The organism is Propionivibrio limicola (genome assembly GCF_009469695.1).
Lineage (GTDB): Bacteria > Pseudomonadota > Gammaproteobacteria > Burkholderiales > Rhodocyclaceae > Propionivibrio > Propionivibrio limicola.
This window is the reverse complement of the sequence record NZ_SSSR01000002.1, coordinates 151,497-165,297: the sequence shown is the minus strand read 5'-3', so window position 1 is coordinate 165,297 and position 13,801 is coordinate 151,497. Positions and strand designations below refer to the sequence as shown.

Sequence of the window (13,801 nt, the reverse complement as noted above, 5' to 3'; positions counted from 1 at the left end):
GGCGACTCAAACGGTCATTTCCCCTTGCGTGACTTAAGCTCTTCCTCAAGCTCAGCAAATGTCGGCCTGTCGTTGGAAAAGAGAACCTTGCGCCCGAACTCGACCGCCACCTGAGGCGCATACCCCGACATCGACGCCAGCAAAACAACCTTGATCACTTGGTAAATCTTTGAGCCCTCATGGGCCTTCTGCTCCAGCAGCGACGCAATCGGCGAAATAAAGCCATAGGAGATCAGAATACCGAGAAAGGTCCCGACCAGCGCGCCGCCGATCATTTTCCCGAGAACAGCCGGCGGCTCGCCCACCGACCCCATGACGTTAACCACCCCCATAACAGCCACTACGATACCGAAGGCCGGCGTAGCGTCCCCTGTTTTAGCCATGACATGCCCAGGGACCTCCACTTCGTGATGATGTGTCTCGATCTCAATGTCCATCAGATTTTCGATCTCCAAGGCATTGAGATTGCCCCCCACCATCATGCGGAGATAATCGGTAATGAACTCCATCACATGATGATCATGCGAAATTGACGGGTACTTGCTGAAGATCGGACTGTCGTGGGGATTTTCCACGTCGTTCTCAATCGACATCAAACCTTCCTTGCGCACTTTCGAGAGGACTTCGAAGAGCATCGCAAGCAAATCAACATAGAGCGCTCGGTTGTACTTGGACCCCTTGAAAATACTGGGAAGGGCGCCAACGGTAGCTTTGATGACCTTGATATCGTTGCCGGCGATGAACCCGCCGACAGTCAACCCGACGATAGCCACGTACTCGAGCGGCACCCAAAGTGCAGCCAGGCTACCGTGCACCGAATAGGTTCCGACCGACGCGGCCAGCACGATGACATAGCCAATGATTAGAAACATTAGACTCCTCCACGACGCACCGGACGAGGCGCATTTATCCAGCCGAGATTACGCGACTATTGTAACGGGATGGTACGCGCCGGCAAACTCAAACAGGTAGTATGCACAACGTCGACATGAATCCCTTGCACTTCGTGTGCAGGACAAACTTCCCGAGCCGCCAATACACTTCAATCGTATAAAATCACGCAAACAGCACAGTCGCACTTACACCATGAACTACTGCACCAAATGCGGCGCCCAGGTAGAACTCCGCATCCCCGACGGCGACAATCACTTGCGTCATGTTTGCCAGCGCTGTGGCGAAATCCACTACATGAATCCGAAACTGGTCATCGGCTGCATTGCCGAATGGAACGGCGAAATCCTGCTTTGCCGCCGAGCCATTGAACCTCGCTACGGATACTGGACGCTTCCAGCCGGCTTCATGGAAAACGGCGAATCAACAACCGAAGCAGCCTTGCGCGAAACACTTGAGGAAGCTTGCGCGATTGTTGAGATTGACGACCTTTTCTCGTTAATCAACGTTCCGCACATCAACCAGGTCCATCTTTTCTACCGTGGACAGCTAAAAACACCGGACTTCGGAGCCGGCGAGGAAAGCCTCGAAACACTTCTCTTCCCCGAAGAGGGGATTCCTTGGAAAGACCTGGCCTTCAGGACAGTCTCGCTGTGTCTTCGCGACTATTTTTCCGATCGCCGGCGCGGCCGGTTCTCCTTCCATGAGAGATCGCTTACACCAACTTCGTCAATCTAAATCCCAGCCCACACAAGGGGGCAAAAAAAAACCTCGCGTAACGGCGAGGTTTTTTTTGCGAAACCAAGGATTACTTCAGCTTGGTTTCCTTGTAAGCCACGTGCTTACGTACTACCGGATCATATTTCTTGATTTCCATCTTTTCCGGCATCGTTTTTTTGTTTTTTGTTGTTGTATAAAAGTGCCCTGTTCCGGCGGTCGATTCCAGCTTGATCTTTTCACGCATGACTAGGATTCCTTATCAGATCTCGCCGCGCACACGCAAATCTGCGAGAACAGCGTCGATACCCTTCTTGTCGATAATACGCAGACCAGCATTGGAAACGCGCAGGCGCACCCAGTGGTTCTCGCTCTCAACCCAGAAACGGCGGTACTGCAGGTTCGGGAGGAAGCGGCGCTTCGTTTTGTTGTTGGCGTGGGAAACATTGTTCCCGACCATCGGGGCTTTGCCCGTAACTTGGCAGACACGTGCCATGATCGTTGCTCCAATCAATCTTGGGGGAGAAAGGCGGCGATTTTATCCCAAACACTGCAAACAATTCAAGCGATTTTGGATACTGCCGCCACAATTCCGCTCTCATCACTTCCCACTCATGCGAACTTATTCCGTTTACAAATTGTTTGTGGCGCGAAGACGAGCCGCAGAAAGTGCTGTAGCACGGCAAGGCTACGCCAACAAAGTCACGGGCGATTCAGAAATGGGATTATCCGTTCTGCTACAGCAAACCACGCTCAGCAAAAGAAAGGGGCGTATGCTGCCCTGCCACAATAAAATGATCAAGCACCCGCACATCGACGAGCGCCAGCGCCTTCTTGAGTTCGCGAGTCAACGCCTCGTCAGCAGCGGAGGGTTCGCATACACCGGATGGATGGTTATGGGCAAACACAACGGCCGCCGCATTATGCGTCAATGCTTTTTTCACGACCTCGCGCGGGTAGACACTCGTTTGCGACAACGAGCCACAAAACAGTTCCTCTGAAGCGATCAGCTGATTTTGCGTATTCACCCAGAGCGCAAAAAACACTTCATGCGACAACCCGGAGAGATGCAACCGCAAATAGTCGCGCACAACGGTCGGCGACGAGAAGGCATCCGCTCCTTTCATTGTTTCGGCGAGCGCACGCCGCGACATTTCCAGAACGGCTTGCAATTGGGTGAATTTCGCCGGCCCCATCCCGGGAATCGCGGAAAACTCGGCTTCACCGGCCGCAAACAGGCGATTCAATCCCCCGAAGTGCCGCAACAAGTCGCGCGCCAAATCAACCGCACTCTTCCCCTTGATGCCAACGCGCAGAAAAATTGCCAGCAACTCCGCGTCCGAAAGCGTCGCCGCCCCTTGCGCCAACAGTCGCTCGCGCGGCCGTTCCCCGACCGGCCAGTCTGTAATAGCCATACGTTTTCTCGGTTAGAATTAATCCAATTTGCTCGCACCACATTCTAACCAAGCATTTGGAATAATTCACATGGAATTATCAGGAAAACGCATTGCCTTGGGCGTAACCGGCGGAATCGCCGCCTACAAGGCCGCCGACCTGGTTCGTCAATTGATCAAACAAGGCGCCAGTGTGCAAGTGGCAATGACCGAATCCGCGACTCGCTTTGTCACGCCGATCACCTTCCAGGCACTTTCCGGAAATTCCGTTTTTGTCGACCAATGGGATCAGCGCATTTCCAATAACATGGCGCATATCCAGTTCTCGCGGGAAGCCGATGCCCTGCTCATCGCCCCTGCCTCCGCCAACTTTATTGCCAAGGTCGCCCATGGCATCGCTGACGACCTGCTGAGCACGCTAACGCTCGCCCGGACCTGCCCGCTATTGGTCGCACCAGCCATGAACATGCAAATGTGGGAAAACCCCGCGACCCAACGGAATGTCGCGACGCTGCGCGGTGACGGGATCACCCTGCTTGGCCCAGCGCGCGGCGAGCAAGCCTGTGGCGACCATGGCTATGGCCGCATGCTTGAACCGGGAGAAATCGTTGAAGACATGATCGCATTCTTCCAGCCCAAACGCCTGAAGGGAAAGAAGGTGCTGATCACCGCCGGACCCACCTTCGAGGCCATCGACCCGGTACGCGGCATCACCAACCTGTCATCCGGGAAAATGGGATTCGCGATTGCCAAAGCGGCGCGCGAGGCCGGCGCCTGCGTAACTCTTCTTTGTGGCCCTGTAAGCCAACTGACGCCACGCGGCGTCAAGCGGATCGACGTCACCAGCGCGCTTGAAATGCACGCCACCGCGCTCGGACTCGCACCGTCGCAAGACGTATTCATCGGCGTCGCTGCCGTCGCCGATTACCGCCCCAAAACGGTCGCCAAGAACAAGGTGAAGAAAGACGGCAATGCGCCGTTACCAATCGAACTCGTGCAAAACCCGGACATCCTCGCTGAAGTCGCCGCCCTGCCGACGCCGCCTCTGTGTGTTGGCTTTTCCGCAGAAAGCGAGAAACTCGCCGAGCACGCCCAAAAGAAGCGTCTCGCCAAGAAAATCCCGCTCATCGTCGGCAATCTGGTTCAGGACGGATTCGGCGGGGATACCAACACCATGATTTTCTTCGACGACCATGGCGAAACCCCGTTGCCTCCCGGCCGCAAGATCGACCTGGCTCGTTTGCTCGTCGAACGCATCGCCCAGTTGCTTGGCCAACGCTGATCCGCAAAACCAACCAAAGCTCACAAACCATGCACCGCATCGACGTCCGCATCATCGACCCACGCCTGAAAGACAATCCGCCGCATTACGCCACCCCGGGCTCTGCCGGCCTCGACTTGCGCGCCTGTCTTGAAGGCCCGATAACCATCCACCCCGGCGAAACCCTGCTGATCCCGACGGGCCTGGCCATTCACCTGGCCGACCCCGGTCTGGCGGCAATGATCCTGCCAAGATCGGGACTTGGGCACAAACACGGTATCGTTCTGGGCAACCTCGTCGGATTGATCGACTCCGACTACCAAGGTGAAATCATGGTCTCGATCTGGAACCGCGGCAAAGCGAGCTTCGCCATCAACCCACTCGACCGGATCGCCCAGCTCGTTGTCGTGCCAGTGCTGCAGGTCGCCTTCAACATCGTTGATGAATTCGATGCCAGCACCCGCGGCGACGGTGGTTTTGGCAGCACTGGCAAGTCCTGACCAGCGGGATCACACCCGCAGGGCAACCGGAATCAGACCGCGCAAGGCGTTTCCGAGATACAGCAGGGAGGCCGCCAGCAAGTCCTCGCGCCGCAACACCTGCTCGACGGCACGGCCGGATTCAAGCAACTGCCGGCGCAATACGCCGGGGAGCAAACCGCACGCGAGCGGCGGCGTCAGCAACCGCCCGTCGCGCTCGACAAAAACATTGCTGCGCGCGCCTTCACATACTTCGCCACGGGTATTGAAGAAGATCGCGTCGAACACATCGGGTTGGGCCGCCAGCCTTTTCAGAACCCGGTCGTATCGCCCCCGTGCTGTCGTCTTGTGGCGCAACAGGTACTCGTCGCTTCCTAAAGCTTCGTCGGCCAATACCGCATACTTTGGCGCGTAATCGTCAACCATGGCGGAGGAGGTAATCTGCCACCGACCGGAATGAGCCAACGTCAAACGGACGCGGCACACTTCGTCACTATGCGCAACCGCATGCTCAATCAGCGCCTCCCGAATGTGCGCCATGTCGCACGCAAAGCCTAACGCCTGCGACGACGCCCGCAACCGGTCGAGATGAAACGCTAGCAACGGATACCCTCCCTCTTCCAAACGCAGGGTTTCGATCAGCTCGAAGCCGGGATCGAAACCTGCTAGAAAACGGGCTTTCAGCAGACATTCGGCATATTCGCGCTCCGCCTCGGCGTCGATGACGATACCGCTCCCGACTCCCAGCGTACCGGTTCCATCTGCCGCCAAATCCAGCGTACGGATCGCCACATTGAAACGGCAATCGCCTCCAGGAGCCACCCACCCGAGCGAACCTGTATAGAAACCGCGCGGCGCATCCTCCAGTTCGCCGATTCGCTGCATGGCGCGAATCTTTGGCGCCCCCGTGATCGATCCGCACGGAAACAGCGCCCGGAAAAGATCGAACAGGCCCACATCGTGAATCTCCGCGGCAATCGTCGATACCATTTGCCACAAGGTCGGATAGGCCTCTGCCTCACACAACGCCTCAACCCTGACCTTTCCCGCCTCAGCGAGGCGCCCGAGATCGTTGCGCAGCAAATCGACGATCATGACATTTTCGGCGCGCTCCTTGGCCGAAGCGAGGAGGGTTTGCCGTTGTTCGCTGTCCGCCTGTGGCGTAGCCCCTCGTGGAGCCGTGCCTTTCATCGGCCGGGTAACGACGCGCGCGCCACAACGCTCGAAAAAAAGTTCCGGCGACAAGGAAATCAGCGTTGCCTCCGGCGTCGAAACAAACCCGCCATAGCGAACCGGCTGACATTTACGCAGCGCCGCATAGAGTGCCAGCGGGTGACCGTAATGCCGAAAGGCGACCGGGAACGTCAGATTGATCTGATAACAATCGCCCTCGGTTATCCAGCGCCGGATCTGCCCGACCTTCTCCGCATAGGCTCGCACCTCGGCCGAGGGACGAAGCTCGGCGACCCCCGCGACACGCTCCGCCTCAGACATGCAGGCCAGACGCGACGCCAACAAAGCCTCAACGCCTCCGGCATCAAGACATTGCGCCTGCCCGAACACCCACGCGCGAAGCAACGGATCGTGAGTACGGCCGGGCGGCGCGTGGGCGGCCTTTGGCTCAAACAACGCCCCCAACTCATAACTCGCCGCCAGCGCCACCCACTCGCCATTGGCCGAAACCGCTTCAATGGCATCGAACACCTCTGCGAGATCATGGCAATTTGGCTGCCTGCCGCCAAAACTCAACGTTCGACGATAATCCGACAGCAGCACCGCACCGCCATCGTCACCGTCAAACACCACAAAATGGCCTGCGTCCGCCGCCATCGCGAGCTCGCTGGACAAACCTACTTTCGCTTGAAAAAGAATTCAAAGACCTGATCGATTTCAGCCGTCACCAGCAATTCGTTACCCGTCTGCTTGGCAAAAGCCTGGAAATCCTTCGCCGAATTGGCATCAGTCGCCAAAACACGCAACACTTGCCCGGAAGTCATCTCCGACAAAGCCTTCTTGGTTCGCAAAATGGGTAGCGGACAATTAAGCCCCTTGACGTCGAGTTCGCGATCAAACTGCATGAGCCAACACCTGCTGGACAAAATGGGAAAAGCGCATTTTAACCGCCATTCCTCTTCATCTTCTCTTCTTCGGCCTGCAGCTTGCGCAGCTCACGCAGGCGCGCGTCGACCGCCGATTGCTCGTAAAAATTGCCATCGGCTGATTGCTGCGCAAATTGCAGTTGCTCGACGGCTTGGCCGAGTTGGCCTTGCAACAGATAATGCTCGGCCTGCGCGCTGTGCTGCTGCAAACGCTTGCCAAGCGCCGCATACGTTTTTGCTTGCAGGCCAAAAAGTTTGTAATCCGATCGATCCGCCCGGATTTGTGCATCGAGGAAAGACAACGCCTGGTCAAACAAGCGCGCCGCATACAATGACTCGGCATACCCATAGACCAGTGCCTTGGCCTCTGGAAAGCGCTGCAGTGCTTCCCGGAAAACGCGCTGCGCTCCGGCATGATCCCCGGATGCCGTGTTGATTGCAGCACCAAGACCATACGCCAGGGGAGACGAGAGTTTTAGCGTCTCCAACTGCTCATACGCACGTTGCGCGCCCGCCACGTCGCGCGCGCTCAATAACGCCAGCGCGAGGCCATAATGAGCAGCGGCCACGGAGCCGTATTTTTTTTCCCGCAACTGATTCTGAAACTCCGACACAGCGTCTTTTGGCGTCAACGCTTGTACCCGCAGCTTCACCCGCAGGAGATGGAAATCGTCGCTGCTCACCACCTGCCGGTAAGGCGACTCCTGCGCCCGATTCTGCATGTCGGAAATGCGTTCGACCGTGAGTGGATGCGAGCGCAGATAAACAGGTGCATTGTTCTCATAAAGACGGGTGTTCTTTTGCAAACGCTCGAAAAAATCGCCCAGGCTGCGCGCATCAAAACCAGCCTTTTCAAGCGTCTGAAACCCCATGCGATCAGCCTCACGCTCAAAATCGCGGGTGTAGGCAAGCTGCGCCTGTACCATCCCAGCCTGCGCCGATGTAACGGCCGCCGCGGCCGCCGATGAGTTCGAGCGGGCCACAAGAATCCCGGCCGCCATGGCAATCAGCGCCGGAATGGTGTTCTGCTTCTCCTTCGCGATCTGGCGTGCCAAGTGGTTCTGCGTCACATGGGCAATTTCGTGTGCAATGACGCCCGCCAACTCCGATTCCGTCTGCGCCGCCAGCAAAGTACCGGTATTAATTCCAATAAAACCGCCAAACATGGCGAACGCGTTGATCGTATTATCGCGAATCGCGAAAAAATGGAAATCCCCGGTCGGATTCGCACTGGCACTGACCAGACGGCGCCCGATTCTGGTCAGATAATCGTTGATTTCCGGGTCATCGACATAAGACGGCTCACGCAGACGAATCTCATTCATGATGTTTTCGCCGATCCGGCGTTCGATCTGTGGCGACAACTCCGCCCGCGCCGACTCACCCAGATCGGGAAGGTCGTCCGCGTAAGCGCTTGATCCGATCAGAAAAAAAGACGCCGTCAACAGAGAACAAAAACGCGAAACTGGCGATTTCGTGCACATGATTATCTGAATAAGCCTAATGGCGAAACGCCACATAGTAACGCTCTTGGCGTTTAATTCTGTATCGGGATGTTTCCAATTCAGAGCAGAAAACAGCCGAAAAAAAACCCGCCTTAGGCGGGTTTCTTCCTACACGCTAATTATTATTAGGCGCGTGCGATATTCGAAGCTTGCTTACCCTTCGGTCCCTGAGTCACGTCAAACGAGACTTTTTCGCCCTCTTTGAGGGTCTTGAATCCGCTCATGGTAATTGCCGAAAAATGCGCAAAGAGGTCTTCACTGCCATCGTCCGGAGTAATGAAACCGAAACCTTTGGCGTCGTTAAACCACTTAACAGTACCTGTTGCCATATTGCTACATCCTTAAAATAGACAAGATCCGGGCGGGGCCCGACTTTCATGCCTCCAGCCAAGATTGACCATGAACAAGAGGCATGGCGACTTTTTACGCCAGTTCCCGCGGATGCGTCAAGCATTTTCACGAAGCCGCCTGCGACTGTGTTTTGGTGTGTAAAAAAAGCCACAAATTCACTGGCAACGAGAGACTCACGCCGATCGTATAGAATTGTGGGAACGCCCTTGCGCCAAGACTTACCAGACTAGACCCATGACGACGAAACATCAGGAAAACCAGGTTCTGGAGGCCAGTCACACCAAAGTGACGCCGCCTCCTTTATATACGGTTGTACTATTGAACGACGACTTCACACCGATGGATTTCGTCATACAAGTGCTCGAAAAATTTTTTTCCAAAAATCGCGAACAAGCGACCCAAATCATGCTCAAAGTTCACGTGGAAGGACGTGGCGTGTGCGGAGTTTATCCACGCGACATCGCTGCCACAAAGGTCGATCAGGTAACGGCCTTCGCACGGGAGAACCAGCATCCGCTGGCGTGCGTAATGGAGGAAAACTAAAATGATTGCTCAGGAACTTGAAGTCAGCTTGCACATGGCTTTTGTCGAGGCGCGTCAAAAGCGCCACGAGTTCATTACTGTCGAGCATTTGCTGCTCGCCCTGCTCGACAACCCGTCGGCCGCCGACACGTTGCGCGCCTGTGGCGGCAACATCGAGCAGTTACGCAAGGATTTGAGCCGTTTTATCGACGAGCACACGCCCAAAGTGGAGGGCGAAGGCGATATCGACACGCAACCGACTCTCGGCTTTCAGAGGGTCATTCAGCGCGCCATCCTGCACGTTCAGTCTTCCGGAAAAAAAGAAGTCAACGGAGCCAACGTGCTCGTGGCCATTTACGGCGAAAAAGATTCGCACGCACTCTATTACCTGCAAAAACAAGGCATTACGCGACTCGATGTCGTCAACTTCATTTCGCACGGCATCAGCAAGGTACAACAATCGGCCGCGCCACGCAGCGAGCCTGAAGCCGAGGGCGAGGCCGAGCATCCGGCCAACGCGGGGCCGCTGGAAAGCTACACGATCAACCTTAACGCACTCGCCCTGCAAGGCAAGATTGACCCGTTGATCGGCCGCGATCTGGAGCTTGAACGCGTCATTCAGACGCTCTGCCGGCGCCGCAAGAACAATCCGCTGCTTGTCGGTGAAGCGGGCGTCGGCAAGACAGCCATTGCGGAGGGACTGGCCCGCAAAATCGTCGAAGGCGACGTACCGGACGTACTCGACAAGGCCAACGTGTTCGCGCTCGACATGGGCGCGCTTCTGGCCGGAACAAAGTACCGGGGCGATTTCGAGCAGCGGCTGAAAGCCGTGATAAAACAACTGAGCGAAGACCCGCACGCCATTTTGTTCATCGACGAGATCCACACGCTGATCGGGGCCGGTTCGGCCTCCGGCGGCACGATGGACGCCTCAAACCTGCTGAAACCGGCCCTTTCGAACGGTCAGCTCAAATGCATCGGTGCAACGACTTATACCGAATACCGGGGCATCTTTGAAAAAGACCACGCCCTCTCCCGGCGCTTTCAGAAGATTGATGTCACCGAACCCTCCGTTCAAGACACGATCGAAATTCTGAAGGGGTTGAAGCCGCGCTTCGAGTCATACCATGGGATCAAGTATTCCGCGGCGGCGATCACGACGGCGGTCGATCTGTCGGTACGCTTCATCACCGACCGGCACCTCCCTGACAAGGCGATCGACGTTATCGACGAAGCCGGAGCCGCGCAGCGCATCCTGCCCAAGTCGCGGCAAAAGAAGATCATCGGCAAACAGGACATCGAAGAAATCGTTGCCAAGATCGCCCGCGTTCCTTCGACGCAGGTCTCGGCGGACGACCGCAATGCGCTCAAGAATCTCGACCGCGACCTGAAAGCCGTGGTCTTTGGCCAGGACCCGGCCATCGACGCGCTCGCCAAAGCGATCAAGATGGCTCGATCCGGCTTGGGCACACCGGGCAAACCGATTGGCTGCTTCCTCTTTTCCGGCCCGACCGGCGTCGGCAAAACAGAGGTTGCCAAACAGCTGGCCTATTGCATGGGAATTGATCTGCTGCGCTTCGACATGTCCGAATACATGGAGCGCCATGCTGTATCCCGCCTCATCGGCGCGCCTCCCGGATACGTTGGATTCGACCAAGGCGGGCAGCTGACCGAAGCGATCAGCAAGAAGCCCTATTGCGTGTTGCTGATGGACGAAATTGAAAAAGCGCACCCCGACATCTACAGCATCCTGCTGCAGGTGATGGATCATGGCACGCTGACCGACAACAACGGCCGCAAGGCCGACTTCCGCAACGTCATCGTCATCATGACCACCAATGCGGGGCAGGAAGCCATCCAGAAGCCGAGCATGGGCTTCACGGAAACCCGCCAGGTCGGCGACGAGATGGTCGAAATCAAGCGCCTGTTCTCGCCCGAGTTCCGCAACCGGCTCGATGCGACCATTTCCTTCAAGGCACTCGACCACGAAGTCATCTTGCGCGTTGTCGACAAGTTCCTGATGCAGCTCGAAGGGCAGTTGCACGAGAAGAAGGTCGAAGCCGTGTTCACCGATGCGCTCCGGCTGCATCTGGCCGAGGAAGGCTTTGACCCGCTAATGGGCGCCCGGCCAATGGCGCGGCTGATCCAGGACACGATCCGTTCGGCACTGGCCGACGAGCTGTTGTTCGGCAAACTGGCGCACGGCGGCCATGTCACCGTCGATCTGGACGACAACGGCAAGGTCAAATTGCTGTTTGAGGAGGAAGCTGAAACGGTCGCTTGAAATTCAGAAAACCAATGAAAAACGGGACTGCTTGGCAGTCCCGTTTCTTTTCCGGCACCCGGTGTTACAGAACGATCTGCGTACCGAGTTCGACGACGCGATTGCTCGGAATCTTGTAGAAACTTGTCGCGCTGCTTGCATTGCGGTACATGAAGACGTAGAGCTTTTCCCGCCAGAGCGCCATCTTCGAATCGATCTTCGGGATCAACGTCGCGCGACCGAGGAAGAAGGATGTTTCCATCATGTCGATCGGCAACCCCTGCTCGGCGCATTGCGACAACGCCTGAGGAATATCGAATTCGTCCTTGAAGCCATACTGCACGGTCACCTGATAGAACCCCCCCTTGAGCGCCCGGATCTCCACCCGGTCGATTTCGGGCACATACGGCACGTCGAACACCTGCACCGAGGTCACCAGCACGCGCTCATGCAACACCTTGTTGTGCATGAGATTGTGCAACATCGAATTCGGCACACGCATATTGTCGGAAGACATGAAAACCGCCGTACCCGAAACGCGGACGGGCTCGGAAATAAGCAGTGCATTGATGAAACTGTCGAGCTCGATCGATTCGCCCGCAGTACGCTCGCCCATCAGCTGCATGCCCCGCTTCCACGTGCTCATGAGCAGGAAAACGAGTGCCCCGGCGGCCAACGGGAACCAACCACCATCGGGAATCTTGAGAATATTGGCGGACAGAAAGGTCACCTCGACGACCAGGAAGGCGGAAAAGAGCGCCACCGCCTTAGCCCAGCTCCAACCCCACGTTTTAGCCGCCACAAAGACAGCGAGAACCGAAGTAATCACCATGTCGCCCGTCACGGCGATACCGTAGGCTGCCGCCAGATTGTTGGTCGATTTGAAGCCGATGACCAACACCACCACGGCCAAGAACAGCCCCCAGTTAACGCCTGGCAAATAAACCTGCCCCTGTTCCTTTTCCGATGTGTATTGAACCTCAAAGCGCGGCACGAAACCCAATTGCATCGCCTGGCGTGAAACCGAGAAGGCGCCGGAGATCACCGCTTGCGAGGCGATAACCGTCGCCATGGTTGACAAGCCGACGAGCGGGTACAGCATCCATTCCGGCGCCAGGTGATAAAACGGATTGGCGACAGCCGACGGGTTGGTCAACAACAGGGCGCCCTGACCAAAATAGTTCAGGACGAGCGCCGGCAACACAAAGCCAAACCAGGCTTGCCGGATCGGGCGGCTGCCGAAGTGCCCCATGTCGGCATAAAGCGCCTCCGCTCCGGTTACCGACAGGACAACCGCGCCCATGGCGACAATCGCCAGCGCGCGATTCTCGATCAGGAAACGCAGCCCATAGAGAGGATTAACCGCGACAAAGACCTCCGGGTTCTGCGCTATATTCAGAATACCGAGCGTCCCCAGAGTGGAAAACCACACCACCATGATGGGACCGAACAACGCGCCGACCGACCCCGTACCGTGCCGCTGGAAGAAAAAAAGAACGAAGAGCACGAGCAACGTCACCGGGATGACGTACGGTTTAAGCATCGGCGTTGCCACCTCCAGCCCTTCCAGCGCCGAGAGCACCGAAATCGCCGGCGTCACCATCCCGTCACCGTAGAACATTCCGGCGCCCAGCAACCCAGCCAGCAAAATGGCCCGCTCCCGCTTCTTGTTCCCGCGTGCTCCGTGCAGCGCCAGCGCGATCATCGCCATGATGCCGCCCTCGCCGCGGTTATCTGCGCGCATGATGAAGACGACGTACTTGATCGAAACGATGATGATCAACGACCAGAGGATCAACGAGAGAATCCCCAGAACATTGCCGGACGTCAGCGGAATCGGGTGAATCCCGGCGAAGACTTCCTTCATGGTATAGAGCGGGCTCGTGCCGATGTCGCCATAAACGACCCCCAGCGCGGCCAGCGCCAACGCCGCCTGGCGCGATTTACTCAGATTGGATCCCTGCATGGCTTATTCTCTGTTAAAGGCATTTTTGCCGGCCCCCACAATTTCATCCGGACTTTTATGGCCATTTCCTTTGAAAACAAGAAAATGAAATAGGGCAAAAGGGGAACGGGAGCATAACGCTCCCGATATCGCTTCGCAATTCCGGACAGGTTTATAGCTTCTTTGCAGCACAAGAGAAGTCACGAAAAAACAACATGGCGAAACGCCTCAAGGCACGTTTTCTTCTTCCGTGGGAAAATGACGAGTCATTTTCGGCAACAATTTCGGCTCGCCGCCGCCTCTTTTGACCATCCAGGAAAGACCGAGGCATTTGGAGCGGCCGAACATCCGGCAACACTCGCCACCCGCGTGGC

At 56.7% G+C, this 13,801-nt stretch carries 14 protein-coding genes; 5 read left to right on the top strand and 9 right to left on the bottom strand.

The genetic code is table 11. From position 1 onward, the window contains the following. Positions 1-14: 14 nt before the first annotated feature. Positions 15-872 carry a flagellar motor stator protein MotA gene (gene motA / locus GH659_RS02720; RefSeq protein ID WP_153109213.1) on the bottom strand — a complete coding sequence of 286 codons (858 nt, stop codon included), beginning with the start codon at positions 870-872 and terminating at the stop codon, positions 15-17. A 214-nt stretch (positions 873-1,086) separates the two neighbouring features. On the opposite strand from motA, the gene GH659_RS02715 reads away from it, so the two are divergent. Continuing rightward, on the top strand, positions 1,087-1,629 hold the full coding sequence (locus GH659_RS02715) for an NUDIX hydrolase (RefSeq protein ID WP_153109442.1): 543 nt from the start codon (positions 1,087-1,089) through the stop codon (positions 1,627-1,629). 70 nt (positions 1,630-1,699) lie between these two features. Here the strand turns inward: GH659_RS02715 and rpmG are convergent, their stop codons facing one another. From rpmG to radC, 3 genes are all read right to left on the bottom strand, one after another. After that, on the bottom strand, positions 1,700-1,855 hold the full coding sequence (gene rpmG, locus GH659_RS02710) for a 50S ribosomal protein L33 (protein ID WP_153109212.1): 156 nt from the start codon (positions 1,853-1,855) through the stop codon (positions 1,700-1,702). Positions 1,856-1,870: 15 nt separating this feature from the next. Next, positions 1,871-2,104, bottom strand: coding sequence for a 50S ribosomal protein L28 (gene rpmB / locus GH659_RS02705; RefSeq protein ID WP_153109211.1), 234 nt, complete (start codon positions 2,102-2,104; stop codon positions 1,871-1,873). Between the two features lie 241 nt (positions 2,105-2,345). Then, entirely contained in the window at positions 2,346-3,023 is a 678-nt protein-coding gene (gene radC, locus GH659_RS02700) for a RadC family protein (protein ID WP_153109210.1), read from the bottom strand. A 70-nt stretch (positions 3,024-3,093) separates the two neighbouring features. Between radC and coaBC the strand changes: the two genes are divergently transcribed. Further along, positions 3,094-4,284 carry a bifunctional phosphopantothenoylcysteine decarboxylase/phosphopantothenate--cysteine ligase CoaBC gene (gene coaBC / locus GH659_RS02695; protein WP_153109209.1) on the top strand — a complete coding sequence of 397 codons (1,191 nt, stop codon included), beginning with the start codon at positions 3,094-3,096 and terminating at the stop codon, positions 4,282-4,284. A gap of 29 nt (positions 4,285-4,313) precedes the next feature. After that, entirely contained in the window at positions 4,314-4,763 is a 450-nt protein-coding gene (gene dut, locus GH659_RS02690) for a dUTP diphosphatase (RefSeq protein WP_153109208.1), read from the top strand. A 9-nt stretch (positions 4,764-4,772) separates the two neighbouring features. Here dut and pabB read toward each other — a convergent pair whose 3' ends face one another. The 4 genes from pabB to GH659_RS02670 form a co-directional block, all read right to left on the bottom strand. Then, positions 4,773-6,572, bottom strand: coding sequence for an aminodeoxychorismate synthase component I (gene pabB, locus GH659_RS02685; protein WP_153109441.1), 1,800 nt, complete (start codon positions 6,570-6,572; stop codon positions 4,773-4,775). A 20-nt stretch (positions 6,573-6,592) separates the two neighbouring features. Beyond that, positions 6,593-6,820, bottom strand: coding sequence for a sulfurtransferase TusA family protein (locus GH659_RS02680; RefSeq protein ID WP_153109207.1), 228 nt, complete (start codon positions 6,818-6,820; stop codon positions 6,593-6,595). A gap of 38 nt (positions 6,821-6,858) precedes the next feature. Beyond that, a complete protein-coding gene (locus GH659_RS02675) occupies positions 6,859-8,361 on the bottom strand; it encodes a beta-barrel assembly-enhancing protease (RefSeq protein ID WP_246167661.1) in 1,503 nt (500 codons plus the stop codon). A gap of 110 nt (positions 8,362-8,471) precedes the next feature. Further along, a complete protein-coding gene (locus GH659_RS02670) occupies positions 8,472-8,675 on the bottom strand; it encodes a cold-shock protein (RefSeq protein ID WP_153109206.1) in 204 nt (67 codons plus the stop codon). 256 nt (positions 8,676-8,931) lie between these two features. On the opposite strand from GH659_RS02670, the gene clpS reads away from it, so the two are divergent. Together clpS and clpA are read left to right on the top strand one after the other, a co-directional pair. Beyond that, on the top strand, positions 8,932-9,240 hold the full coding sequence (gene clpS / locus GH659_RS02665; RefSeq protein ID WP_153109205.1) for an ATP-dependent Clp protease adapter ClpS: 309 nt from the start codon (positions 8,932-8,934) through the stop codon (positions 9,238-9,240). Position 9,241: 1 nt separating this feature from the next. Beyond that, positions 9,242-11,503, top strand: coding sequence for an ATP-dependent Clp protease ATP-binding subunit ClpA (clpA, locus tag GH659_RS02660; RefSeq protein WP_153109204.1), 2,262 nt, complete (start codon positions 9,242-9,244; stop codon positions 11,501-11,503). Between the two features lie 64 nt (positions 11,504-11,567). Here the strand turns inward: clpA and GH659_RS02655 are convergent, their stop codons facing one another. Then, on the bottom strand, positions 11,568-13,448 hold the full coding sequence (locus tag GH659_RS02655; protein ID WP_153109203.1) for a potassium transporter Kup: 1,881 nt from the start codon (positions 13,446-13,448) through the stop codon (positions 11,568-11,570). Between the last annotated feature and the right edge of the window lie 353 nt (positions 13,449-13,801).

Coding starts and splice junctions, on each gene's coding strand:
- rpmB (WP_153109211.1), bottom strand. CDS start 2,104: ATGGCACGTGTCTGCCAAGTTACGGGCAAAGCCCCGATGGTCGGGAAC.
- GH659_RS02670 (WP_153109206.1), bottom strand. CDS start 8,675: ATGGCAACAGGTACTGTTAAGTGGTTTAACGACGCCAAAGGTTTCGGT.
- motA (WP_153109213.1), bottom strand. CDS start 872: ATGTTTCTAATCATTGGCTATGTCATCGTGCTGGCCGCGTCGGTCGGA.
- coaBC (WP_153109209.1), top strand. CDS start 3,094: ATGGAATTATCAGGAAAACGCATTGCCTTGGGCGTAACCGGCGGAATC.
- GH659_RS02655 (WP_153109203.1), bottom strand. CDS start 13,448: ATGCAGGGATCCAATCTGAGTAAATCGCGCCAGGCGGCGTTGGCGCTG.
- dut (WP_153109208.1), top strand. CDS start 4,314: ATGCACCGCATCGACGTCCGCATCATCGACCCACGCCTGAAAGACAAT.
- GH659_RS02715 (WP_153109442.1), top strand. CDS start 1,087: ATGAACTACTGCACCAAATGCGGCGCCCAGGTAGAACTCCGCATCCCC.
- GH659_RS02680 (WP_153109207.1), bottom strand. CDS start 6,820: ATGCAGTTTGATCGCGAACTCGACGTCAAGGGGCTTAATTGTCCGCTA.
- radC (WP_153109210.1), bottom strand. CDS start 3,023: ATGGCTATTACAGACTGGCCGGTCGGGGAACGGCCGCGCGAGCGACTG.
- clpA (WP_153109204.1), top strand. CDS start 9,242: ATGATTGCTCAGGAACTTGAAGTCAGCTTGCACATGGCTTTTGTCGAG.
- clpS (WP_153109205.1), top strand. CDS start 8,932: ATGACGACGAAACATCAGGAAAACCAGGTTCTGGAGGCCAGTCACACC.
- rpmG (WP_153109212.1), bottom strand. CDS start 1,855: ATGCGTGAAAAGATCAAGCTGGAATCGACCGCCGGAACAGGGCACTTT.
- pabB (WP_153109441.1), bottom strand. CDS start 6,572: ATGGCGGCGGACGCAGGCCATTTTGTGGTGTTTGACGGTGACGATGGC.
- GH659_RS02675 (WP_246167661.1), bottom strand. CDS start 8,361: ATGTGGCGTTTCGCCATTAGGCTTATTCAGATAATCATGTGCACGAAA.